At 37.9% G+C, this 22,078-nt stretch carries 28 protein-coding genes and 1 other annotated feature (1 of these 29 only partly in view); of the genes, 26 read left to right on the top strand and 2 right to left on the bottom strand.

Annotated elements, in window-relative coordinates:
- The first annotated feature begins 11 nt into the window (after positions 1 to 11).
- Both speB and PLH43_RS02980 read left to right on the top strand, forming a co-directional pair.
- Positions 12 to 881, top strand: coding sequence for an agmatinase (gene speB, locus PLH43_RS02985; protein ID WP_324359939.1), 870 nt, complete (start codon positions 12 to 14; stop codon positions 879 to 881).
- Positions 882 to 889: 8 nt separating this feature from the next.
- Complete coding sequence (locus PLH43_RS02980) at positions 890 to 1,456, top strand: class I SAM-dependent methyltransferase (protein WP_324359937.1); 567 nt, start codon at positions 890 to 892, stop codon at positions 1,454 to 1,456.
- Positions 1,457 to 1,514: 58 nt separating this feature from the next.
- On the opposite strand, the gene PLH43_RS02975 is transcribed toward PLH43_RS02980, so the two are convergent.
- Positions 1,515 to 2,258, bottom strand: a complete 744-nt coding sequence (locus tag PLH43_RS02975) for a PilZ domain-containing protein (protein ID WP_324359935.1) — start codon at positions 2,256 to 2,258, stop codon at positions 1,515 to 1,517.
- Positions 2,259 to 2,647: 389 nt separating this feature from the next.
- Between PLH43_RS02975 and PLH43_RS02970 the strand changes: the two genes are divergently transcribed.
- The 5 genes from PLH43_RS02970 (at position 2,648) to PLH43_RS02950 (ending at position 7,013) form a co-directional block, all read left to right on the top strand.
- A complete protein-coding gene (locus tag PLH43_RS02970) occupies positions 2,648 to 4,198 on the top strand; it encodes a carboxyl transferase domain-containing protein (RefSeq protein ID WP_324359933.1) in 1,551 nt (516 codons plus the stop codon).
- 15 nt (positions 4,199 to 4,213) lie between these two features.
- On the top strand, positions 4,214 to 4,384 hold the full coding sequence (locus tag PLH43_RS02965; RefSeq protein WP_324359931.1) for a sodium pump decarboxylase subunit gamma: 171 nt from the start codon (positions 4,214 to 4,216) through the stop codon (positions 4,382 to 4,384).
- Positions 4,385 to 4,409: 25 nt separating this feature from the next.
- Complete coding sequence (locus PLH43_RS02960; protein ID WP_324359929.1) at positions 4,410 to 4,808, top strand: biotin/lipoyl-containing protein; 399 nt, start codon at positions 4,410 to 4,412, stop codon at positions 4,806 to 4,808.
- Between the two features lie 119 nt (positions 4,809 to 4,927).
- Positions 4,928 to 6,325, top strand: coding sequence for an oxaloacetate decarboxylase subunit alpha (locus tag PLH43_RS02955; protein ID WP_324359927.1), 1,398 nt, complete (start codon positions 4,928 to 4,930; stop codon positions 6,323 to 6,325).
- Positions 6,326 to 6,770: 445 nt separating this feature from the next.
- Positions 6,771 to 7,013, top strand: a complete 243-nt coding sequence (locus PLH43_RS02950; protein ID WP_324359925.1) for a hypothetical protein — start codon at positions 6,771 to 6,773, stop codon at positions 7,011 to 7,013.
- Positions 7,014 to 7,041: 28 nt separating this feature from the next.
- On the opposite strand, the gene PLH43_RS02945 is transcribed toward PLH43_RS02950, so the two are convergent.
- Positions 7,042 to 7,689 (bottom strand): hypothetical protein, encoded by a 648-nt coding sequence (locus PLH43_RS02945; RefSeq protein ID WP_324359923.1) that lies wholly within the window; start codon positions 7,687 to 7,689, stop codon positions 7,042 to 7,044.
- A 165-nt stretch (positions 7,690 to 7,854) separates the two neighbouring features.
- Between PLH43_RS02945 and PLH43_RS02940 the strand changes: the two genes are divergently transcribed.
- From PLH43_RS02940 to mnmA, 19 genes are all read left to right on the top strand, one after another.
- Positions 7,855 to 8,022, top strand: a complete 168-nt coding sequence (locus PLH43_RS02940) for a YpmA family protein (protein WP_324359921.1) — start codon at positions 7,855 to 7,857, stop codon at positions 8,020 to 8,022.
- Positions 8,023 to 8,046: 24 nt separating this feature from the next.
- On the top strand, positions 8,047 to 8,940 hold the full coding sequence (locus tag PLH43_RS02935; protein ID WP_324359919.1) for a MurR/RpiR family transcriptional regulator: 894 nt from the start codon (positions 8,047 to 8,049) through the stop codon (positions 8,938 to 8,940).
- Positions 8,897 to 9,568, top strand: a complete 672-nt coding sequence (locus PLH43_RS02930) for a histidine phosphatase family protein (protein WP_324359917.1) — start codon at positions 8,897 to 8,899, stop codon at positions 9,566 to 9,568. The genes PLH43_RS02935 and PLH43_RS02930 overlap by 44 nt, the downstream gene beginning before the upstream one ends.
- 18 nt (positions 9,569 to 9,586) lie before the next feature.
- The gene (locus PLH43_RS02925; RefSeq protein ID WP_324359915.1) at positions 9,587 to 10,816 is read left to right on the top strand and encodes an NAD(P)/FAD-dependent oxidoreductase; all 1,230 of its coding nucleotides are present in this window, start codon (positions 9,587 to 9,589) and stop codon (positions 10,814 to 10,816) included.
- Between the two features lie 102 nt (positions 10,817 to 10,918).
- The gene (locus tag PLH43_RS02920; RefSeq protein ID WP_324359913.1) at positions 10,919 to 11,419 is read left to right on the top strand and encodes a hypothetical protein; all 501 of its coding nucleotides are present in this window, start codon (positions 10,919 to 10,921) and stop codon (positions 11,417 to 11,419) included.
- A gap of 152 nt (positions 11,420 to 11,571) precedes the next feature.
- Positions 11,572 to 12,006, top strand: coding sequence for a HutP family protein (locus tag PLH43_RS02915; protein ID WP_324359911.1), 435 nt, complete (start codon positions 11,572 to 11,574; stop codon positions 12,004 to 12,006).
- Positions 12,007 to 12,089: 83 nt separating this feature from the next.
- Entirely contained in the window at positions 12,090 to 12,446 is a 357-nt protein-coding gene (aroH, locus tag PLH43_RS02910; protein WP_324359959.1) for a chorismate mutase, read from the top strand.
- 38 nt (positions 12,447 to 12,484) lie between these two features.
- Entirely contained in the window at positions 12,485 to 13,168 is a 684-nt protein-coding gene (cmk, locus tag PLH43_RS02905; protein WP_324359909.1) for a (d)CMP kinase, read from the top strand.
- Positions 13,158 to 13,748 carry a lysophospholipid acyltransferase family protein gene (locus PLH43_RS02900; RefSeq protein WP_324359907.1) on the top strand — a complete coding sequence of 197 codons (591 nt, stop codon included), beginning with the start codon at positions 13,158 to 13,160 and terminating at the stop codon, positions 13,746 to 13,748. Before cmk ends, PLH43_RS02900 begins: the two co-directional genes overlap by 11 nt.
- A gap of 1 nt (position 13,749) precedes the next feature.
- A complete protein-coding gene (locus PLH43_RS02895) occupies positions 13,750 to 15,804 on the top strand; it encodes a bifunctional 4-hydroxy-3-methylbut-2-enyl diphosphate reductase/30S ribosomal protein S1 (protein ID WP_324359905.1) in 2,055 nt (684 codons plus the stop codon).
- A gap of 304 nt (positions 15,805 to 16,108) precedes the next feature.
- Positions 16,109 to 16,483, top strand: coding sequence for an adenosylmethionine decarboxylase (gene speD, locus PLH43_RS02890; RefSeq protein WP_003516223.1), 375 nt, complete (start codon positions 16,109 to 16,111; stop codon positions 16,481 to 16,483).
- Positions 16,484 to 16,718: 235 nt separating this feature from the next.
- Complete coding sequence (gene ndk, locus PLH43_RS02885) at positions 16,719 to 17,129, top strand: nucleoside-diphosphate kinase (RefSeq protein WP_324359888.1); 411 nt, start codon at positions 16,719 to 16,721, stop codon at positions 17,127 to 17,129.
- Between the two features lie 102 nt (positions 17,130 to 17,231).
- A complete protein-coding gene (locus PLH43_RS02880) occupies positions 17,232 to 18,026 on the top strand; it encodes a protein-glutamate O-methyltransferase CheR (protein ID WP_324359886.1) in 795 nt (264 codons plus the stop codon).
- 1 nt (position 18,027) lies between these two features.
- Entirely contained in the window at positions 18,028 to 18,183 is a 156-nt protein-coding gene (locus tag PLH43_RS02875; protein ID WP_324359884.1) for a hypothetical protein, read from the top strand.
- 84 nt (positions 18,184 to 18,267) lie between these two features.
- A complete protein-coding gene (locus PLH43_RS02870; protein WP_324359882.1) occupies positions 18,268 to 18,564 on the top strand; it encodes a YkuS family protein in 297 nt (98 codons plus the stop codon).
- 118 nt (positions 18,565 to 18,682) lie between these two features.
- Complete coding sequence (locus PLH43_RS02865; RefSeq protein WP_324359880.1) at positions 18,683 to 19,114, top strand: Rrf2 family transcriptional regulator; 432 nt, start codon at positions 18,683 to 18,685, stop codon at positions 19,112 to 19,114.
- Between the two features lie 109 nt (positions 19,115 to 19,223).
- Positions 19,224 to 20,408 carry a cysteine desulfurase NifS gene (nifS, locus tag PLH43_RS02860; RefSeq protein WP_324359878.1) on the top strand — a complete coding sequence of 395 codons (1,185 nt, stop codon included), beginning with the start codon at positions 19,224 to 19,226 and terminating at the stop codon, positions 20,406 to 20,408.
- A 1-nt stretch (position 20,409) separates the two neighbouring features.
- Complete coding sequence (nifU, locus tag PLH43_RS02855) at positions 20,410 to 20,856, top strand: Fe-S cluster assembly scaffold protein NifU (protein ID WP_324359876.1); 447 nt, start codon at positions 20,410 to 20,412, stop codon at positions 20,854 to 20,856.
- An 18-nt stretch (positions 20,857 to 20,874) separates the two neighbouring features.
- Complete coding sequence (gene mnmA / locus PLH43_RS02850) at positions 20,875 to 21,954, top strand: tRNA 2-thiouridine(34) synthase MnmA (RefSeq protein ID WP_324359874.1); 1,080 nt, start codon at positions 20,875 to 20,877, stop codon at positions 21,952 to 21,954.
- 81 nt (positions 21,955 to 22,035) lie between these two features.
- Positions 22,036 to 22,078 (top strand) — a binding site (T-box leader); it runs 187 nt beyond the window's last position.

Genomic DNA, 22,078 nt, shown 5'->3' with positions numbered 1-22,078 from the left:
GAGGTATTAACATGAGTTTAAGAGACGGAAATTCTACATTGTCGACAAAATTTATGGCAAGTTGTGACAGTTATGACGATTCATCTATAGTTATGGTGGGTGTTCCGATGGATTTTACCTGCAGCTTCAGACCGGGAACAAGGTTTGGACCGCAGAAAATCAGGGAAGTATCCATAGGTATCGAAGAATACAGCATATATATGGACAGGGAATTGACCGAGTGTTCTTTCTTTGATGCCGGTGACTTGGATATACCCTTCGGTAATGTAGATAAAAGCTTAGAGCTTATTGGAAATGCGGCAGAGGAAATACTCAATGACAATAAATTTCCGCTTTTTATCGGAGGCGAGCATCTTATCAGCGTTCCGGTAATAAAAAAGGTGTATGAAAAGTATGGGTCCGACTTGATAGTAGTTCAGTTTGATGCCCACGCAGATTTAAGGGAAGGATACCTTGGCTGTCCGAATTCTCATGCATCGGCTGTAAGACGCTTGGTTGACTTTATGCCGGGTAAAAATATTTACCAGTTCGGTATTAGGTCCGGCACCAAAGATGAGTTTGAATATGCGAAAAAACACACCAATATGTACACCATTGACGTTTTTGAGCCTTTAAGCCGTATCATGGATACCATCAAGGACAAACCCATATACATAACCCTTGATATTGACGTGGTAGACCCTGCCTATGCCAATGGCACAGGCACACCGGAGCCTGGCGGAATCAGCTCCAGGGAGCTTCTTGACTCTATACATCTGTTTAAGGGAACCAATCTTGTCGGGTTTGATATTGTGGAGGTTTCGCCCCACTATGACCAATCGGACAGGACGGCGCTCCTTGCAGCAAAAATTATCAGGGATATCATCATGACGGTTGGATGAGGCAAGTTATGCAGACTATTAAGAATTCTTTGGGACAGTCCCATGATTATATCAAAATGTTTGTCAAAGAAGGGGACACAGTTGTTGATGCAACTTGCGGAAACGGAAACGATACAGTTTTCCTTGCAAGTCTTGTGGGTGAAAACGGCAGGGTTTTCGGCTTTGACATACAGGATAGGGCAATATCCAATACACAAAAAAAACTAACGGACTTAAAGCTTATTGACAGAGTTACGCTTATAAAAGACGGGCATCAAAACATGGACAAGTATATTGATTCTCCTGTAAAGGCAGTGATGTTTAATTTAGGCTACCTTCCGTCAGGGGACCACAGCATCGGTACCAGGCCCGAGACAACCATTGAGGCACTGTCAAAGTCCATGGACCTTCTTGTAACGGGAGGCATTATAACTGTTGTCATTTACTACGGAGGAGACAGCGGCTTTGAAGAAAAAGAAAAGGTCCTTGAGTTCTTAAAAGGTGTGGACCAAAAGAAGTTTATTGTTCAGTGTACCGATTTTATAAATCAGGCAAACTGCCCGCCGATACTGGTGTGTATTGAAAAAATAGTATAAAAGCAATTAATTTTATTGCAGATGTTAAATTAAAATATTTTAAGGGGCTCTATGCCCCTTAGATTGCTTTTGATGCGAAAACTATGAAAATCAAGAGAAAAATCCCCAGTATGGATATTGCATATACGGAATATTTAAGCCTGTTGAACATATTCCACTCACGGGCCAAAAGCTTTTTTTGTGTTTGAAGATATTCAATCAACTCAAATAAAAGATTGTGATTTTCCTTATCAACATCGATAAGCTGCACACCATAGTTGTAACCGCCGTTTTTATTTGCAATCCTTCTAATAATCTTGCAGGTAAAGGATATTGATATTTTTGACGTTACAAATACGTCAATACCAACTTCCTTTCCTTCTTCAAACAAATCGTCGGAGTATATCAAGCCTCCTCCAAGGCTTATATCCGACACAGAGGCAATATATGATACGTTTTCTTCGTACCTTATCCGGCATGGGTAGTTTACACGAAATCTCTCATGTTTTCTTTGATTGCTGTAGCTTAAAACTTTGTTTATCTGTATTGTAATGGCTTGTTTTCTTATGGAGATTACTTTTTTTGAAACACTTCCTGTAAACAGTGTTTCGCTGTTTTCATCAAGGGATTTGATGACGATTTTACTTCCTTCATTGAAATAGCTTTTAAAATATTTCGCAGAAAGAAATACCTCGGCAATATTTTTATCCAGATTAATATATGTAATTATGCCGTGGACCCACTTTTCATCATTATTTATTGAGACTCTGCAGAAAATAGGAGAGTCGCTCTGGACAAGCAAATCGCTTGACAATTTAACCACCCAGCCTTTTACAATTATTTAAATTGTTTATATCATAAATTTTATCGTCAAAAACATTAAAATTCTAGATATAAAACCGACATATATTTTGTTGATTTTGTAAAAAATCTATAAAGGTATTATTATAAAGGTACTATTATAAAGATATTAAAGGATTTAAGCCTTTTTATTTTTCTATCATAAACATTCGGGAAAAATATTGCAATATGAAATAAAGTAGGATATAATTTATAATAATTATAACCAGGTAATAATATCATATAATAAAAAAAAGAAGTAGCAAATATTTAGGTTTAAAGCTATAATTAAATTGCACAAAATGCATCAGGACAACAATTAGAAGCTACTGGATACAAATTTAATAATAAATGACAAGAGGTGGGAGATTGATGGACAAAGTAGACAAAATAGGCCTTCTCCGTGAAAAACTAGCCCAGGTAGAGCAGGGTGGAGGAGCTGAAAAAATCGCAAAACAACACGATGCCGGTAAAATGACAGCAAGGGAAAGAATCGAAGCCTTGTTTGACAAAAACAGCTTTGTTGAGATTGACACATTTGTCGAAACAAGAAGTATTGACTTTGATATGCAAAAAAAGAAGGTCGCTGGAGACGGTGTTGTAACCGGATATGGTTCCATAGACGGACGTCTGGTCTTTGTTTCATCCCAGGACTTTACCGTAATCGGAGGTTCTTTGGGTGAAATGCATGCCGCCAAGATTACAAAAGTAATGGATATGGCCATGAAAATGGGAGCACCGTTTATAAGCATTAATGACTCCGGCGGTGCAAGAATTGAGGAAGGAATCGACTCACTTAAGGGATTCGGAGACATTTTCTACAGAAACACTTTAGCTTCCGGTGTAATACCTCAGATTTCAGTTATCATGGGGCCGTGCGCCGGCGGAGCGGTATATTCTCCCGCAATAACCGACTTTATATTCATGGTTGACAAAACCAGTCAGATGTTTATAACAGGTCCCCAGGTAATTAAGTCCGTAACCGGTGAGGACGTGACCTTCGAAAAGCTGGGCGGTGCTGAAACTCACAACTCCATAAGCGGTGTTGCACATTTTAGGAGCTCAAATGAAAAAGAGTGCATAGAGCAAATCAGAAAGCTCATAAGCTATCTTCCTGACAACAATCTTTCAGATGTTCCCGTACTTCCGAGTCAAGATGATATGAACAGAATCACTGACAACTTGGCTGATATCATTCCTGGAGACTCCAACAAGCCTTATGACATGATGGATATAATCACTTCAGTTGTTGACAACGGTGATTTCTTTGAAATTCAAAAGCATTTTGCCCAAAACATTATTATAGGTTTCGGCAGAATGAACGGCGGTACCGTTGGTATAGTTGCAAACCAGCCGAAATTCTCCGCAGGGGTTTTGGATGTGAACTCATCCGACAAAGCGGCAAGGTTTGTTCGTTTTTGTGATGCATTCAACATCCCGGTTATTACCTTTACCGACGTACCCGGATATCTGCCCGGTGTAGGTCAGGAGCACAGCGGAGTAATAAGACACGGTGCAAAGCTTCTCTATGCTTTCTCCGAAGCTACTGTGCCGAAAATCAACGTTATCGTAAGAAAGGCTTACGGCGGTGCATATATTGCCATGAACAGCAAGCACCTTGGAGCAGATATGGTATTCGCATGGCCATCAGCAGAAATTGCGGTTATGGGCCCTGAAGGTGCGGCAAACATCATTTTCAAAAAGGATATAGCAGCTGCCGATGACCCAATGGAAACAAGAAAGAGACTTATAGAAGAATATCGTGAGAAATTCTCCAATCCGTATGTTGCAGCTTCAAGGGGTTATGTTGACGACGTTATTGATCCTGCAACAACAAGGATAAGACTTATAAGTGCCCTTGAAATGCTTGCAAGCAAGAGAGAAAACAGACCTGCGAAAAAGCATGGAAATATTCCTTTATAAAGTTGGGAGGATTTTATGAAAGAGCAGATAAATGAAGAAATAATCCTGGCAATATCAGCTGCAATCGCAGCCCTTGAAGTAAGACCGGGATACAAACTTGTAGTAAAATCATTCAGAAGAATACCTCAAACATCTCCTGTATGGTCTGCAACAGGAAAAATCGAGAGATTAAAAAGAAGGATGTAAAATCTAATTATAAGGAGGATTAAACATGAAAAAGTTTTTGATAAAAGTAAACGGAAATCAATATGAAGTTGAAGTTGAAGAAATCAGGGACGGCGCTTCAACACCGGAAGTTACCTTCAGCACACCGGCTCCGGCTCCCGCTCCTGCACCTGCACCGGCTCAGGAACCGAAAGCTGCAGCTCCTAAGAAGGATAATACAGTACCTGCAGGTGCTGTAACAATTAAAGCACCTATGCCCGGTACTATATTAAATATTAATGTAAATCAGGGAGATGTGGTAAAGAAAGGCCAAGTTCTTTTAATCCTTGAAGCAATGAAGATGGAAAATGAAATAGTTGCTCCAAATGACGGCACAGTTGCAAGCATTAATGTTTCAAAAGGTGCATCCGTAAATGTTGGAGAGGTTCTTCTTTCATTAAAATAATTTGTCCGCAAAGCTTTTGGGAAATAATAACACTGTTTGGAAATGCTTAAGTTGTGGTAGATATAATGTAGTGGATTAGACCGCTTTTGCGGTTATTGCAAAAAAGGAGGTAAGAATAAATGGCTAAGGTTAAAATTACCGAAACAGTGCTAAGGGATGCCCATCAATCTCTTATTGCAACAAGAATGAGGATTGAAGAAATGCTCCCTATTATAGATAAATTGGACGAAATTGGTTATAATTCATTGGAAGTCTGGGGCGGTGCAACCTTTGATGCCTGCTTGAGATTTTTAAATGAAGACCCATGGGAAAGGCTTAGAATTATAAAAAGCCATTGTAAAAAAACTCCTCTGCAAATGCTTTTAAGAGGTCAAAATCTCTTAGGTTACAAGCATTATGCCGATGATGTTGTAGAGTACTTTGTACAAAAAAGTGTAGCAAACGGCATGGATATAATAAGAATTTTTGACGCATTAAATGACGTTAGAAATATTGAAACTGCAATAAAAGCCTGCAAAAAAGAAGGCGGTCATGCCCAAGGTACGGTTTGTTATACAATAAGTCCCGTACACAACCTTGAACTTTTTGTCAAGGATGCAAAGACCCTTGTGGAAATGGGTGCCGACTCCATATGTGTAAAAGACATGGCAGGACTTCTGGTTCCTTATGCTGCATATGAGCTTATCAAAGCATTAAAGGAAAACATAAAGGTACCAATCCAGCTTCATACCCACTATACCAGTGGTGTTGCTTCAATGACGTACTTAAAAGCAATTGAAGCAGGCTGCGATATTGTAGACTGCGCTATTTCTCCCATGTCAATGGGAACATCCCAGCCTCCGACAGAGCCCCTTGTTGCATCATTAAAGAATACTCCATACGATACAGGGCTTGACTTGGATAAATTAAGTGAAATTGCCGACTACTTCAGACCTCTTAAAGAAGAATATATCGCAAAAGGACTTCTTGATGTAAAGGTAATGGGAGTTGATGTAAATACTCTCAAATACCAGGTACCGGGAGGAATGCTTTCAAACCTGGTGTCCCAGTTAAAGCAGTCCAATGCGGTTGATAAGTTTGAAGAGGTTTTAAAAGAAGTGCCGAGAGTAAGGGAAGACTTCGGTTATCCTCCTTTGGTTACACCTACAAGCCAGATTGTAGGTACTCAGGCAGTTTTAAATGTGGTAACAGGTGAAAGATACAAAATGGTTCCAAAAGAATCCAAAGCTCTGATTAAAGGTGAATATGGCAAAACACCTGCACCTGTAAATCCTGAAGTTCAAAAGAATATCCTAAAGGATGAAAAGCCCATTACAGTAAGGCCTGCAGATCTTATTGAGCCCGAGCTTGACAAGATCAGAAACGAAATGAAGGAATACTTAGAGCAAGACGAGGACGTTTTGTCATATGCTCTGTTCCCACAGGTGGCAGAGAAGTTCTTCCAATACAGGAAGGCTCAAAAATATAAAATAGAGCCCGACATGGTTGATTACGAAAACAGGGTTCATCCGGTTTAAAATAGTTAATTGGACCTTTTCTTTAAAGAATGAGATAAAAAACTCAGGAGTTTATATGACACCTGAGTTTTTTATTGTATTCGGAGTTAAAAAGATAATTTACCTTTTTAAATACTAATAGACAAAAATAAATTTAATATGATAAAATATGGATTGAAAATAAATTATTTTAAATTATTTTTTTCCAAATCATAGCATGTCATTACAAAATATTGAGGGGATTGGTTTATGAGAAAAATCCTTAGTTTACTACCGCTGGCATTCATTCTTTGTATTTTGGTGTCATGCAGCCGACAACCTACTCGGAATTCATTAAAAAATATGAACAAGATGCCTAAAAAATTAATATCGGAAAAATAATTAAAAACCTTGAAAACTAAAATCATTTTTGGTATTATTTTCGGAGTGAAGCTTTTGATTTATGACTTATTAGGAGGAGTAAAAAATGGATGAAAAGGCGTATGAATTGCTCCTAAATATGTACATTGAAATAAAAGAGCAGCTTGTTCAAATAAACAATAAATTAGATGAAAAAGCAGATAAAAACGACATTATTCGGTTGGAAAACGAGCTTACTCCAAAAGTTCAAGCTCTGTTCGACGGATACAAGCAGCACACAGACATTTTGGAACGCATTGAAAATGAAGTAATGAAGCAGGATGAAATCATTATGAGGCGTGTCAAGTAATAATCATCTGATTTTACTCTACCGGACATCAATGCTTTTGGCATTCTCTATGAAGATAGACAAAATGCTCTTTGTTGCTGACAAATCTCAAAGTCTTTATTTTACTGCCTTTTTTAATATATTTTCCGCACTTTAAGCAAAATATATGAGAATACTTCATTACATCATCATAAACCTCACGTTGAATTCCTTCATATTTCGCCCAGCTTTGCCATCCGGTTTTGCACAAAGATATTCTATTATCATAGTCCGCAAAAACCCATCGTAAAAGTTTGTGAAAATGGAAGGGGTACTTTGTGTATTTTATATAGGCTTCCGGTACACCAAGCCGTATTGTGTAGAGCGCAAAGTTTTGCTCTACAATCTCCTGAATACGCCCGCTAATTTGGGTTCTATACCAGGAATAACCGTTGTCATCAAGCCAAAGCCTCAACTTTTCAAACATATATCCGCGGCATATTTCAACCGTTTCATTTCTGTGTACGTTTAAGGCCTTAAAAGCTTCCTCAACGATATTTACCACTGCATCAAGATAGAGTTTTTTCTTAAAGTTTTCCTTGTTGTAAAGCTCAACAGGAATAATTTCAAAAAAATATTCGTTTGCTTCAGGTCTATATATTCCAATGCATGTTCCTCCAACAAAGCTTCCGCTGCCGGCATCGTCAATTTGTATCATCTGCGCCACCCCGATGTAGTATTTGCTAAAGTTTAAAAATTATAACCGGGATTGTTTTCAGCCCTTTATATATAAAATTTGGTACCCATGTTCTAAATGCAAGAGCTTGATTTTTATACTGCAAAATTGTAATATTAAAATAAAAAGCATTTACGGAGGATAAACATGGATCTTGATGATAAATTGGAGCTTAAAGCTACAGTAGAAGTATCTCCAAACTTGGAATTATATAAAGTAGTTGACTTCTTAAACAAAAATCTTAAGCATAAAGATTTGATTTTTGGTTTGTCAAAGAAGGATAACAAAATGATAATTTCAATTTATGAAACGTAATATGAAACATAAGGGGATGAAGCAATGGATAAAGATCAGGACTTAATAAAAATAATTCAAGCAGGTATGCAGGATTTTAGCAAGGGTCAGAAATTAATAGCCAATTTCATTATAAATCATTATGACAAAGCGGCTTACATGACCGCAGCAAAGCTTGGCGAAGAAGTAGGGGTAAGCGAATCAACCGTTGTAAGATTTGCAAATGAAATCGGATTTGACGGTTATCCAAAACTTCAAAAAGTTTTAAGGGAGATGAACAAGAGTAAACTTACTGCCGTTCAGCGAATGGAAGTAACCTCCATCAGGATTAATGAAGGAAACATATTAAAGAGTGTCCTTCAATCGGATATGGAAAAAATCAAGGCTACATTGGAGGAAATTGAGCAAGAAAGCTTTAATAATATTGTTCAAAGTATTTTAAACGCCAGAAAAATATATATCCTTGGGGTAAGAAGTTCTGCTCCCCTTGCAAGTTTTTTAGGCTTTTATTTCAACCTGATATTTGACAATGTGAGGCTTGTACACACTACAAGCGTCAGTGAAATGTTTGAGCAGATAATTCATGCTTCCCGTGGAGATGTGGTCATAGGAATAAGTTTTCCCAGGTATTCCAAAAGAACAATAAACGCCATGCGTTTTGCCCATAATCAAGGAGCTACTGTTGTGGCAATCACAGACAGTCTTTATTCTCCTTTGGCCAAGAATGCAGACCATGTCATTACAGCAAGAAGCGACATGGCTTCCTTTGTCGACTCACTGGTTGCTCCTTTGAGCGTAATAAATGCACTGATTGTGGCTATAGGAATGAGCAGAAAACCCCATATCCAAGAGACCTTTGAACGTCTTGAGAAAATATGGGATGAGTACAAGGTGTATGAGAAGCAAGATTACGAATCCGATTATGGAGAGGAAGATTAGAAAAGTGACAGTATTGTATCTGGTTCGCCATGGCCAAACCGATTGGAACAAGGAAAACCGATGTCAGGGACGTATAGATACGGAGCTTAACAGCGAAGGAATCCTTCAAGCAAATTCAGTAGCCCAAAGGCTAGCTTTAGAGGACATAGATATTATTTATACCAGTGCATTAAAAAGGGCTTACACCACAGCGGAGATTATAAACCAGAACCTGTCGAAAGAGCTTGTCAGGGATAAATCTTTAAATGAAATTGATTTTGGAGAATGGGAAGGATTGACCTTCGAGGAAATGAGAAAGCTTCCCGATTACGATTATGACAAGTGGCGGCTGACACCGCATCTTGCCACTTTTCCCGGTGAGAAAAGCCTTAAAAACGTTCAAGACAGGGCTATGAAATTTGTTAATGAAATAATTGAAAAGCATAATGGAAATAATATTTTAATAGTATCCCATGGCGGTGTCATAAAACTGGTTATATTGGGTATGTTAGGCATAAGCCTTGAGGCATACAACAAATTTTTCATTGCCAATGCTTCTTTAAGCATTGTTGTTGTTGAAAAGGAAAGGACATATTTAAGAACGCTTAACGACACATGCCATCTTAAATCATTTACGACCAAATTTTGATATAGTGGAGTAATACGGATGAAAAAGAAAGTTGTTGTAATAGGAGCAGGCCCCGGTGGTATTATGGCTGCCGGCAAGGCCTCGGAACGAGGACATGATGTAATACTTTTTGAAAAAAACGATAGAATCGGAAAGAAAATTCTCATATCTGGAAAAGGCAGATGCAATATCACCAATAATACCGATATTGAAGGCCTAATTGAGAATATCCCTGGAAACGGGAATTTTTTATATTCCGCTTTTTATACCTTCTCAAACCATGATTTGATTGACTTTTTAGAGCAATACGGTCTAAAAACCAAGGTGGAAAGGGGAGGAAGGGTATTTCCCGTTTCGGATAATGCAAAAGATGTTAATGCGGTGCTATTGAAGTTTTTGAAGAAAAACAATGTCAATATTAGATTAAACTCAGCAGTTCATGAGATAAAAGTAAAGGACAATATTGTGACAGGTGTGGTTTTAAAAGACGGGGCTGAAGTTTATTGCGATGCTGTAGTGCTTGCCACAGGAGGTGCTTCGTATCCCGGCACCGGTTCAACGGGTGACGGATATGTTATGGCAAAGAAACTAGGGCACACCATTGTGGACTTAAAACCCTCTTTAGTTCCTCTTCTTGCGGAGGAAGAATGGGTAAAGGAGCTTCAGGGGCTTTCTTTAAAAAATATTTCCATATCAATACTAAACAGTGCGGGCAAAAAAATCTATTCCGATTTTGGAGAAATGCTTTTTACCCACTTTGGAGTCTCAGGTCCGGTTATTTTAAGTGCCAGCCGGCATATTCTCGACTATGATTATAAAAATGTCAAATTGGTTATTGATTTAAAGCCCGCGCTTTCAGAGGAGAAGCTTAACGAAAGAATACTGAGGGATTTTGAAAAGTACTCAAGAAAGCAGTATAAAAACGCGCTGGATGATCTTCTTCCGCAAAAAATGATTCCGGTGATAGTAAAGCTTTCCGGTATTGAACCGGACAAGTTTGTAAACCAAATAAAAAAAGAAGAAAGAAGAGCATTGGTTCGTCTTCTTAAAAATCTTACACTAAATATAACCGGCTCAAGACCTGTTAAAGAAGCTATCGTTACAGCAGGAGGTGTGTCAACCGATGAAATTAATCCGTCAACGATGGAATCAAAGCTTGTAAAAGGTCTTTATTTTGCCGGCGAAGTTATTGATGTGGACGGTTATACAGGAGGATTCAATCTCACCATTGCTTTTTCGACGGGTTATCTTGCAGGCATTAGCTGCTGATAGAGCAAATAATAAAAAAGCCCTCGGGTAAAAGTGTATTTTTTAATGGATTTGAGCATATTATTCTATAGTAAATCCATTAAAATTTGGAGAGTGGTTACAATGAAGGTTGTAGTTTTTAAAGCGGGCAAAGTAAAAAGCAAAAAGACTCGTGTAAAAGCCGCAAACCCCAGACTTGGATTTGAAAGATTTTTGTTCTTTTCGTTTATAATTTTATTTTCTGCTCTGGTTTTTATACAAGCAGCTTTGATGAATCCTGCAACCAGAACTTTTCTGATAAGCGATACGGGGATTGAAGGTTCTCCTCTTCAGTTTGAAGAGTATCTTTACAGTGAAGGGGAAATTTCATTAGCCCTATGCAGTGCTGATATTAATGAAGACTTGAAGATTCTTGTAAATGGAGAGGAAGTTGCAGCGTTTTCGCAAAATGTAATAAGTCTTAAAGTAAAAGAAGGAGATGTTGTTTCCGTGGACGGAAGCTCTACAGAGGAAGCGGAGGTTGCAATAGTTTTTGCAAGCGACAATATAAAATTAGATAACATCGGAAAGAGAATAAAGGTAAATTCCGAAGTAAAACAGCTTGCACGAATAATAATTGAATAAATCTTCTATTTTTTTTATTGTCTAAAATCCATTATTAAAGTATAATATAATAGTGTTTTTGATAAATCACAAATAATTGATAAAAAATGAAAAGATACTACTTAAATATTTGCAATTTACTATAATTATTTTATGTGTCTTGAGAGGTAAATATGGCAAACGATACTATTGACGCAGGAAAATTCGGTAGCAAGGAGATTGCAGCTGCAGCAATTGAGATAGCATTGACAAAGGACAGGGTTTCGGAAAAACAGTTGCAATCTGAGTATAACAAAGTCGGAATACGCACTGCTGCAGTAGACTATGGCGGAGAGTTCATTACCTCGGTGATGAAGATAATAGAAAGGGCTGTTGTATCGTCCAAAAGAGAAGGAGTTATTGTAGACAACCATGTAGAAGAAGGAGCTGTTGCCGGTGCCACAAGGGAGGCTCTATCGCAAATTATGCCAAAAGCGCTGGGGCTTAATGTAGGCGGTAAAATTGGTGTGGCACGATACAAAAACCATATCTCCGTGGCGGTCTTCTTCGGTATAGGTCTGCTTCATTTAAATGAAGTTGCCATAGGTTTGGGCCACAGGGTTGTGTAAGTTTGGAAACTGTAGAATTGTAGAATTGCTAAAAGTGTTATAGTGCAGTATGGCAGAATGGTAAATAGGAGGATTTGATTATAATGGTATGGGCTATCAGAGGCGCGACCACCGTTTCAAACAATGATGCGGATGAAATATTGTCCGAAACTCAAAAATTGCTTGACGAAATGGCCCGGAAAAACGGGCTTTTGGAAAACGATATAATAAGTATTATTTTTACAGTTACAAAGGATTTGGATGCTGCATTCCCAGCGATTGCGGCAAGAAATATGGGATGGACAAGTACGGCACTTATGTGCATGAATGAAATAGATGTTCCAGGAAGTTTGGAAAAATGTATCAGGATAATGATGCATGTAAACACTGATAAAGACAAAAAAGATATAAAGCATGTATATCTTAACGGTGCAAAGGTTTTAAGACCGGATTTGACTTAAATTTTGGACAATTAATTTTAATTTTCGGGAGAAGTAACATGAGTGGGAAAGCCAGAATTTCAATTGCCATTGACGGACCTGCGGGAGCAGGAAAAAGTACAATTGCAAAGTTAATATCAAAAGCTTTGAATATATTGTATTTAGATACCGGGGCAATGTATAGGGCAGTTGCTTTAAAAGCCATCAGAGAAGGTATTGATACATCAAACCGTGAGCAAATGTCAAAGCTTGTGGAAGACATAGACATAAAAATCTCTCATTCTGAGGATATGCAGCATGTTTTTTTAGACGGTGAAGATGTAACCGGGCTCATAAGGACTCCCGAGGTTTCTATAGGTGCATCCAACGTAGCCGCTGTTCCGGCAGTAAGGCTCAAAATGGTTGAGCTTCAGCGGGAAATATCCAAAATGAACAGTGTCGTGATGGATGGAAGAGACATAGGTACATATGTATTGCCTGATGCAACACTAAAGTTCTTCCTCACAGCATCCGTTGAAGCAAGGGCCTTAAGGAGATATAACGAGCTTTTGTCCAAAGGTATGACTCAAATGACTTTAGAAGACGTCAAAAAAGATATTGAATACAGGGATAAAAACGACAGCAGCAGGGAATTTGCTCCTTTGTCAAAGGCTCAAGATGCCATTGAAATTGATACCACTGATTTATCTATAGAACAAGTTGTAAACAAAATTATGGAGTATGTAAAGGAATATGTTTATTAATTTTCTGAGAGTAATTGTTACTGCATTTTTAAATTTGTTTTATAGGGTGAGAATTATTGGTATAGAGAACGTTCCTGAAGAAGGTTCGGTTCTATTGTGTGCAAATCATATCGCAGAATTGGATATGTTTTTTATCGGATACAGACTGAAAAGATTGGTTCGATATATGGCTAAGGAAGAACTCTTCAAAATTCCCCTATTATCGTCATTTATCAGAAGACTTGGCGCTTTTCCTGTAAAAAGGGGAAAAGGTGATGTCGGAGCAATTAAAACCGCTTTGAAACTTCTTGAAGAAGGCCAAATTGTCGGTATTTTCCCTGAAGGCACAAGGCTGAAAAACAAAAAAGGCAAAGCTATAAAGGCAAAACCGGGTGCTGCTCTTTTGGCGCAAAAATCCGGTGCTCCAATTTTACCCGTAGCAATTTCAGGACGTTATCGTCTTTTCAGTAAAATAAAAATTGTTTTTGGGAAACCATTTACTCTTGATTTGGACAAAGATAAGAAATATACTAATAGTGAACTGGTCGAATTCAGTGAAAGTATAATGAAAAAGGTTTATTCGCTTTTGGAGGAATATTAAGTTGGAAATAATAGTTGCAAAATCTGCCGGTTTTTGCTTTGGAGTAAGTAATGCAGTTAAAACGGTAAATAACCTTTTGGAAAATCAAAAAGAGCTGATATACACCTATGGTCCTATTATTCACAATGCACAAGTGGTAGATCTTTTTAGTTCTAAAGGTGTTAAAAAAATTGATGATATCGATGAAGCAGATCCCAACGGCCATATTGTAATCAGAGCCCACGGTGTTACACCTGAAATTTATAAAATGATTTTAGATAAGGGGTTGATTTTGGAAGATGCCACATGTCCATACGTAAAAAAGATTCATAATCTTGTAAAGGAGAAGAGTGAAGAAGGCTACAAGATAATAATTGTAGGCGACAAAAATCATCCTGAAGTTATAGGGATAAATGGATGGTGTAACAACAAGGCATATATAGCCGATACCGCAAAAGACGTAGAAAGCCTTCCCGAAAGTGATGAAAAGGTTTGCGTAGTTGCACAAACAACAATAACAAAGGAAAAATGGCTCCAGGTAATCTCAGCATTAAAAAAGAAATTCAAAAATCTTTTAGAATTTGATACAATATGTAGTGCAACCAGCAGAAGGCAAAACGAAGCAGAAGAAATAGCAAAAAATGTCGACATGATGATTATTATTGGGGGAAAAAATAGTTCCAATACCCAAAAGCTTTATGATATATGTAAAAAACATTGTAATTTGACGTATAAAATTGAGACTTCCGGTGATTTGCCACCGGTAGATATAAAAAAAATAAAAAAAATAGGTATTTCTGCCGGAGCTTCTACGCCGGACTGGGTAATTGAGGAGGTTATTAAAAAAATGAGTGAATTAAACAAGGTCGATATTTTGGAAAAAGATGGTGAAATAGATTTCGCCAATGCATTTGAGAGTTCTTTTGTTAGAATACAAGCAGGAGAGACTGTAAAGGGAAAAATAATAGGCTTTAACAGTAGCGAGGTTTTTGTTGATTTAGGCTACAAGGCCGACGGCATAATTCCTCTCGAAGAGTACACCGATGACCCCAACTTTAATATTGAAAAACAAGTAAAAATTGGGGAAGAAGTTGAAGTCCTCGTTGAAACTATAAATGACGGCGAAGGCAACGTAAGACTCTCAAAGAGAAAAGTAGATGCTATAAAATCATGGGATGACATAGTTAAAGCCTATGAAAACAAGACTCCTGTCAATGCTTTTATTATTGAAGTTGTAAAGGGCGGTGTAATTGCCAGCTCCAAAGGTGTAAGAATATTCGTTCCAGCTTCACAGGTAAGCGATAGATATGTAAAGGATTTAAACGAATTTTTAAAGAGAAACGTAACTTTAAGAATTGTTGAGCTCAATGAAAAGAGACGTAAAGTTGTAGGTTCTGCAAGAGTAATTATTGAAGAAGAAAAGACAGCTCTTGCAAACAAGACATGGAACAGCATGGAAGTAGGAAAGGCCTTTAAAGGTACTGTAAAGAGTCTTACAGATTTTGGCGCTTTTGTTGATATTGGCGGAGTTGACGGACTCATTCACATTTCCGAGCTTTCATGGACAAGAGTCAAACATCCGTCTGAAATATTAAAAGTTGGGGATGAAATTGAAGTAACAGTTTTAGAATTTGACAAAGAAAAGAAAAAGGTATCCTTGGGATATAGAAAAGTAGAGGACAATCCTTGGTATAAAGCAGAAGAAAAATACAAAGTTGGAGATGTTGTTAAAGTAACTGTTCTTCGTTTTGCTCCTTTCGGTGCTTTTGTTGAGCTGGAGAAAGGCGTGGACGGGCTTGTTCACATATCCCAGATATCCTCAAAGCGTCTGGCAAAAGTCGAAGATGCTCTTGAGATTGGTATGAAAGTTGATGCCAAAATAGTTGAAGTGGATATTGAGAACAAAAAAATCAGCCTTAGCATAAAAGAGGTTAATCCGATAGATCCTCCGTCCAAAAATGAGGCTGAGACCAAAGAAGCCTCTGACAATTCTACTGAAGAAGCAGAACCGTCAGAGCATAAGGAAGATATGTCGGTAACATTGGGGGACTTGGTATCAAAACCAACTGAATCCTAATAATAACTTCTATATTATTATATAGCAATTGACTTTAAAAGCCTGTTGCCAAACGCAGCGGGCTTTTTTAATTACTCATATTCGGTTTTGATTTTTAGTGAAAACGTGATAAAAATGTATAAAAATCAAAGCAAAGCAAAGAAGAATTCTAATAATTCAGAATAAACAAGATATATTAAAAATTTTAGAAAAATCTATTGACTTTTAGTGCAGACGTGCTAAAATAATTTTTGTTGAAATTGAGTAATTTCAAATTAAAGAAAGGTTGTTGATATTTTTTAAAAAAACTGAAGGAGGAAACGAAATGAATGCTTTGGGCCGTCATATTTTGGCAGAAATATATGGATGTGATGCCGCTATACTTAATAACCGAAATTTGATTGAAAAAATCATGGTTGAATCCGCGCTTGAAGCTGGTGCTGAAGTTAGAGAGGTGGCATTCCACAAATTCAGTCCCCAGGGAGTAAGCGGTGTAGTAGTAATTTCAGAATCCCATTTGGCAATACATACATGGCCGGAGTTGGGATATGCCGCAGTAGATGTGTTTACCTGCGGGGAGAAAGTTAATCCATGGGATGCTTGCAATTACCTGACAGAAAGGTTTAAAGCCAAGCATATGACTGCAACCGAGGTGAAACGAGGTGTATTCGAAGAACCTGTTAAAGTTGCAAATCTATAATTGTTAAAATAGATCTTTAAAAGCGTGCATGTTTGCACGCTTTTATGTTTTTATATACCGTATGCCGCATTCATTTATCCCGATTTTTCCTCACAATATATTTATTTTTAATAATCACTATGATAAAATAAATATATCAATGTAGTCATATCATTTATTTTAAGCTGTCCTTTTGATTATTTGCAATCAAAGCTTCAGACAATTTTTAATCCATTCAAATAAGAGAGGAGTAGTTATGGAGAGAACACTGGTTATATTAAAGCCTGATTCTGTAAAAAGAAAACTTGTCGGTGAAATTATATCCCGTTTCGAAAAAAGAAATTTTACAATCCTTCACTTGAAAATGATGAATATTAATAAAGAATTGGCCTGTGAGCATTATTTTCATGTAAAGGATAAGCCCTTTTTTAACGATATGATTAATTATATAACATCGGGACCTGTTGTTGTGATGATTCTTTCCGGACATAGGGTAATTGAGTCAGTAAGAAGCATGATTGGGGCAACAAGCAATTTTGATTCAAAGCCCGGTACCATTAGAGGCGACTATGGATATCATGCTTTTGAAAACCTTATTCATGCATCCGATTCCCCTGAAAGTGCCGAAATAGAAATAAAAAGGTTTTTCCCCGAGTTTACCGAATAAGCTATACATAAAGCTTAAATACAAATGTTGAAATTGATTTTTATAGCCGATTCAAGGTTGCAGGCGTTTAGCATTTAAGAATACGAATGGAGAGATGGCAAAATGGTGATGGATTATGAAGGCTTCAAGAAAGAAATATTCAAGCTAACCGGAATTGACCTCGGCTCATACAAAGAAAAACAAATGAAAAGGAGACTGGATTCTCTTATAAGTAAAAATAATTTCAGCGGATATAAACCATATGTTGAAGCACTTAAAACAGATAAAAAGCTTTTTAGTGAGTTTATAAACTATATGACCATCAATGTTTCAGAATTCTACAGAAATCCAGAGCAGTGGGAAAAGCTAAAAAGTATTATACTTCCGTCACTTCTTGAAAAAAACGATAACCCTAAAATTTGGAGTGCCGCCTGCTCAAGCGGAGATGAACCATATACTCTTGTTATGATATTAAATGAATTTCTCCCACTCAACAAAATAAAAATTATCGCCACAGATATAGACGGGGAAATCCTTACAAAAGCAAAAAGCGGGCTCTACACCGATAAGAGCATTGCCAGTTTACCCAAGAAATATATTGACAAATACTTCAAAGTCGATGGCGACATATATGCCATAAAACAGGAAGTAAAAAATTGCGTTGAGTTTATTAAACACAATTTATTGGCAGACCCTTATCCAAAGAATTGTGACCTTATTGTATGCAGAAATGTGCTGATTTATTTTACGGAGGAAGCAAAGGCAGAGATTTATAAAAAATTTAATAAATCCTTAAAAACTGGGGGAGTACTTTTTGTTGGAAGCACAGAGCAGATAATACTTTACAACCTTTATAATTTCAAACCCATACAAACATTCTTTTATCAGAAAGAAAAAGATTTGACGGAAGGAGATTAATATGTTTAAAAGAGTTATGGCCTGGATACTTTTGGCCGGTTTTGTACTGCTGTTATTGAACATTGCTGTATTCGGAATTTATCGTGAGTTGAGCGCAGCTATTTATTTGGCTGTAATGCTGATGTATGTTTTTTACATCATTGCAAATAAGAAATAGCTAAAAGAAAACTCAAAACATTAAGTATATATAAACCACTTCCTGCTAATACTCTTATTGTAGAGTATTTTATTATAGTCGGAGGTGGTTTTTATAGTAGTAGCGGTTCAAAGCGGGTTAGACAACCTAAAGCAGGAACTAAAGAAAAGAGGTTTTGAGGTTGTTGATTTGGAAACCTACAACTACCCTATCGATGCTATTGTTTATGAAGGGAACTCCTTTCAAATATCCCATATTTCCAGAAATAATATGCCTCAAATGACCATGGGGCAAAGGGCAAACTATGGAGTATTTATTGTAAATGCCTTTGGAAAAAGCATTAACGAAATAGAAGATATGCTTCGGACAAGATATTACAGTCCTCTCTTCGACTTAAATTAAATCGTATTGAAATTATTAATATATATTTTTATAAATATATTGACAAGCATTTCACAAAGTGCTAATCTTATTTGTGTGAATACCGAGTAATACAGTTGGAATTGGAGGACTGGATTTAATGAGGTTATCTACCAAGGGAAGATATGGCTTGAAAGCCATGCTTGATCTTGCTCTTCACAACGGTGAAGGCCCTGTTGCTCTAAAAAGCATTGCAGAAAGACAGAATTTGTCGGAAAATTATCTGGAGCAGCTTTTTGCCGCCCTTAAAAAAGCGGGCCATGTTACAAGCGTTAGAGGTGCACAGGGAGGATATTTACTGGCTAAAAACCCTGACAGCATCACAATAGGCTCGATTCTAAGGTCATTGGAGGGTTCGCTGGCCCCGGTTGATTGTGTTGTAGAAGACAAGCCTGCTAAATGTGACCAATTTGACAACTGTGTTACAAAAATAGTGTGGGAAAAAATAAGGGACAGTGTCAACGAAGCTGTAGATTCCATCACTTTGGGCGATCTTGTAAAAGAGGCCAACAAAGGCTCGGTACTTTCATAATTCAAAACCTATTAATAATAAATACATTTTGTTTTAGATACGTGTTTTGGGGAATAAATAAATATAAATTAAAATATAATCTAAATCTAAAGTTAAGGGAGTAATCTTTATGAGTGACAACAGGATTATTTATCTGGATCACGCTGCTACAACCCCGGTTAATCCACAGGTACTTGAAGCTATGCTTCCGTACTTTTCAGATAAGTTTGGAAATGCATCCTCAATTTATTCGATAGGAAGAGAAAGCAAAAAGGCGATTGAGGAAGCAAGGGAAAAAGTTGCCAAGGCAATTGGCGCGCTTCCTAGGGAAGTATTCTTTACCGGTTCCGGTACCGAAGCAGATAATTGGGCTATCAAGGGTGTGGCATATGCCAACAGGGACAAAGGACGGCATATAATAACCACGGCAATTGAGCATCATGCAGTGCTTCACGCATGTCAGTACTTAGAGAGTGACGGTTTTGAAGTTACTTACCTGCCTGTTGACGAAAACGGCTTGGTATCGCCTCAGCAGGTACAAGATGCAATAAGGCCGGATACAATATTGATTACAATTATGTTTGCCAACAACGAAATAGGTACTATTCAGCCCATAGGCGAAATAGGAAAAATAGCAAGGGAAAGAGGAGTAATATTCCACACAGATGCGGTACAGGCAGTGGGAGCTATACCTATAAATGTTGTTGATTTGAATGTTGACCTGTTATCTATGTCAAGCCACAAGTTCTATGGCCCGAAGGGCGTAGGCGCACTGTACGTCAGAAAAGGTGTCAAGATTACATCATTTATGCACGGAGGGGCCCAGGAAAGAGGGCGCAGGGCAAGTACAGAAAATGTTGCAGGTATAGTGGGCATGGGTAAAGCTATCGAGCTTGCCACACAAAACATCGAAGAAAACAATAAAAAGCTCATTGAATTAAGGGACAGGACAATTGAAGAAATAACGAAAAATATACCTTTTGTAAAGCTAAACGGAGACAGGTACAAGAGACTTCCGGGCAACGTTAATTTCTCCTTTGAGTTTATTGAAGGCGAATCCCTGCTTCTGATGCTTGACATGAAAGGGATTGCAGCATCAAGCGGTTCTGCATGTACTTCAGGTTCTCTTGACCCGTCCCATGTACTGCTTGCAATAGGTCTTCCTCATGAAATCGCCCACGGCTCTCTGAGGCTAACCTTTGGCGTTGAAAATACTCATGAAGATATAGATTATCTTATGGAAGTACTGCCGATGATTGTTAACAGGTTAAGAGAGATGTCTCCATTATATGAAAAAGTGAAAAGAGGGAATTAATATGTATAGTGAAAAGGTTATGGATCATTTTATGAATCCCAGAAATGTGGGAGAAATTGAAAACGCAGACGGTGTCGGCGAAGTTGGCAACCCAAAATGCGGAGATATAATGAAAATGTATCTCAAGATTGAAAACAACGTAATAGTGGATGCAAAGTTTAAAACCTTTGGCTGTGGAGCCGCAGTAGCCACAAGCAGTATGGCAACCGAGCTTGTTGTGGGAAAAACCGTTGACGAAGCTCTCCAGATAACCAACAAAGCTGTGGCTGATGCTTTAGACGGGCTTCCTCCGGCTAAAATGCACTGTTCAAACCTGGCAGAAGAAGCTATCCGTGCTGCAATTGACGATTACAGGCGCAAAAACGGACTTTTGCCCGAAGGCAGTGAAAATAATGCTTGTGGAAGAAGATGTGATGACATACACCATCATTTTGAAGACGAAGATTAAGGGTGGATTATAACTGCAATGAGTAAGAAAAAGGTTATGGTAGGCATGAGCGGCGGCGTTGACAGTTCTGTAGCTGCCGCCATACTTTTGGAACAGGGATATGAAGTTATTGGTGCTACAATGCAAATTTGGCCTGATGTGAACGAAGAAACAAAACTTGTCGAAGGCGGATGTTGTTCGCTTTCTGCCGTTGATGATGCCAGAAGTGTTGCCAACAAGCTTGGCATACCCTATTATGTTTTAAATTTTAAAGACATTTTTGAAAAAAGTGTTATAGATTACTTTAAAGATGAATACCTAAAGGGCAGGACTCCGAATCCTTGCATTGCGTGCAACAGGTTTGTGAAGTTTGAATCAATGCTAAATAAAGCCCTTTCCATGGGCATTGACTATATTGCGACAGGGCATTATGCAATTATAACCTATGATGAGGATAAAAAAAGATATCTTCTTAAGAAATCGGTTACCCAGCAGAAGGATCAGACTTATGCCCTTTACAATATTACGCAGGAACAGCTTAGCCATGTTCTTATGCCCATCGGCAATTTCACCAAGGATAAAGTCAGGGAAAAGGCAAAGGAATTGGGGCTCTATGTTGCATCAAAGCCTGACAGTCAGGAAATTTGCTTTGTAAGTGACAACGACTATGGAAAGTTTATAGAAGAAAATACCGACAAAGAGATTAAACCCGGCTATTTTGTCGATACAAAGGGAAACATATTAGGAAAGCACAAAGGTATAATTCATTATACCGTAGGGCAAAGAAAAGGGCTTGGAATTGCCCTGGGAAAACCCATGTATGTGGTAAGACTTGACGTAGAAAACAATAACGTTGTGCTGGGAGAAGAAGACGAAGTATACTCAAATGAGCTTACAGCCTATGACCTGAACTTTATTTCAATAGACAAACTGGAAGAGCCAATGAAAGTCAAAGCCAAGATAAGATACTCTGCCAAAGAGGCGGATGCGGTTGTTTATCCTATTGAAGACGGCAATGTCAAGGTGGTGTTTGACAATCCCCAAAGAGCTATTACTCCAGGGCAGTCGGTGGTCTTCTATGATGGCGATATAGTTGTCGGCGGAGGAACAATACTGTAGCCAAACGGTAAAATATTATTTAAATCTATTGTAAACGCAAAATTTGTGTGTTAAAATATTTCAAAGGCAAAAATGAAACGTAAAAAAGCAATGATGGAGAAGCAGTAGCCGTTCATGGTGACAA

It is taken from the genome of Acetivibrio sp. (genome assembly GCF_035371925.1).
GTDB lineage: Bacteria > Bacillota > Clostridia > Acetivibrionales > Acetivibrionaceae > Hungateiclostridium.
The sequence above is the reverse complement of the archived record's forward strand: the minus strand, read 5'-3'. Positions and strand labels throughout refer to the sequence as shown.

Excerpts from the sequence above, each read along its gene's own strand:
- PLH43_RS02980 (WP_324359937.1), top strand. The coding sequence starts at position 890 with ATGCAGACTATTAAGAATTCTTTGGGACAGTCCCATGATTATATCAAA.
- PLH43_RS02865 (WP_324359880.1), top strand. The coding sequence starts at position 18,683 with ATGAGGTTATCTACCAAGGGAAGATATGGCTTGAAAGCCATGCTTGAT.
- speB (WP_324359939.1), top strand. The coding sequence starts at position 12 with ATGAGTTTAAGAGACGGAAATTCTACATTGTCGACAAAATTTATGGCA.
- PLH43_RS02950 (WP_324359925.1), top strand. The coding sequence starts at position 6,771 with ATGGATGAAAAGGCGTATGAATTGCTCCTAAATATGTACATTGAAATA.
- PLH43_RS02925 (WP_324359915.1), top strand. The coding sequence starts at position 9,587 with ATGAAAAAGAAAGTTGTTGTAATAGGAGCAGGCCCCGGTGGTATTATG.
- PLH43_RS02940 (WP_324359921.1), top strand. The coding sequence starts at position 7,855 with ATGGATCTTGATGATAAATTGGAGCTTAAAGCTACAGTAGAAGTATCT.
- PLH43_RS02970 (WP_324359933.1), top strand. The coding sequence starts at position 2,648 with ATGGACAAAGTAGACAAAATAGGCCTTCTCCGTGAAAAACTAGCCCAG.
- PLH43_RS02955 (WP_324359927.1), top strand. The coding sequence starts at position 4,928 with ATGGCTAAGGTTAAAATTACCGAAACAGTGCTAAGGGATGCCCATCAA.
- aroH (WP_324359959.1), top strand. The coding sequence starts at position 12,090 with ATGGTATGGGCTATCAGAGGCGCGACCACCGTTTCAAACAATGATGCG.
- ndk (WP_324359888.1), top strand. The coding sequence starts at position 16,719 with ATGGAGAGAACACTGGTTATATTAAAGCCTGATTCTGTAAAAAGAAAA.
- mnmA (WP_324359874.1), top strand. The coding sequence starts at position 20,875 with ATGAGTAAGAAAAAGGTTATGGTAGGCATGAGCGGCGGCGTTGACAGT.
- PLH43_RS02880 (WP_324359886.1), top strand. The coding sequence starts at position 17,232 with ATGGTGATGGATTATGAAGGCTTCAAGAAAGAAATATTCAAGCTAACC.
- PLH43_RS02935 (WP_324359919.1), top strand. The coding sequence starts at position 8,047 with ATGGATAAAGATCAGGACTTAATAAAAATAATTCAAGCAGGTATGCAG.
- nifS (WP_324359878.1), top strand. The coding sequence starts at position 19,224 with ATGAGTGACAACAGGATTATTTATCTGGATCACGCTGCTACAACCCCG.
- PLH43_RS02875 (WP_324359884.1), top strand. The coding sequence starts at position 18,028 with ATGTTTAAAAGAGTTATGGCCTGGATACTTTTGGCCGGTTTTGTACTG.
- PLH43_RS02945 (WP_324359923.1), bottom strand. The coding sequence starts at position 7,689 with ATGATACAAATTGACGATGCCGGCAGCGGAAGCTTTGTTGGAGGAACA.
- PLH43_RS02930 (WP_324359917.1), top strand. The coding sequence starts at position 8,897 with ATGAGAAGCAAGATTACGAATCCGATTATGGAGAGGAAGATTAGAAAA.
- speD (WP_003516223.1), top strand. The coding sequence starts at position 16,109 with ATGAATGCTTTGGGCCGTCATATTTTGGCAGAAATATATGGATGTGAT.
- PLH43_RS02920 (WP_324359913.1), top strand. The coding sequence starts at position 10,919 with ATGAAGGTTGTAGTTTTTAAAGCGGGCAAAGTAAAAAGCAAAAAGACT.
- PLH43_RS02900 (WP_324359907.1), top strand. The coding sequence starts at position 13,158 with ATGTTTATTAATTTTCTGAGAGTAATTGTTACTGCATTTTTAAATTTG.
- nifU (WP_324359876.1), top strand. The coding sequence starts at position 20,410 with ATGTATAGTGAAAAGGTTATGGATCATTTTATGAATCCCAGAAATGTG.
- PLH43_RS02960 (WP_324359929.1), top strand. The coding sequence starts at position 4,410 with ATGAAAAAGTTTTTGATAAAAGTAAACGGAAATCAATATGAAGTTGAA.
- PLH43_RS02965 (WP_324359931.1), top strand. The coding sequence starts at position 4,214 with ATGAAAGAGCAGATAAATGAAGAAATAATCCTGGCAATATCAGCTGCA.
- PLH43_RS02915 (WP_324359911.1), top strand. The coding sequence starts at position 11,572 with ATGGCAAACGATACTATTGACGCAGGAAAATTCGGTAGCAAGGAGATT.
- cmk (WP_324359909.1), top strand. The coding sequence starts at position 12,485 with ATGAGTGGGAAAGCCAGAATTTCAATTGCCATTGACGGACCTGCGGGA.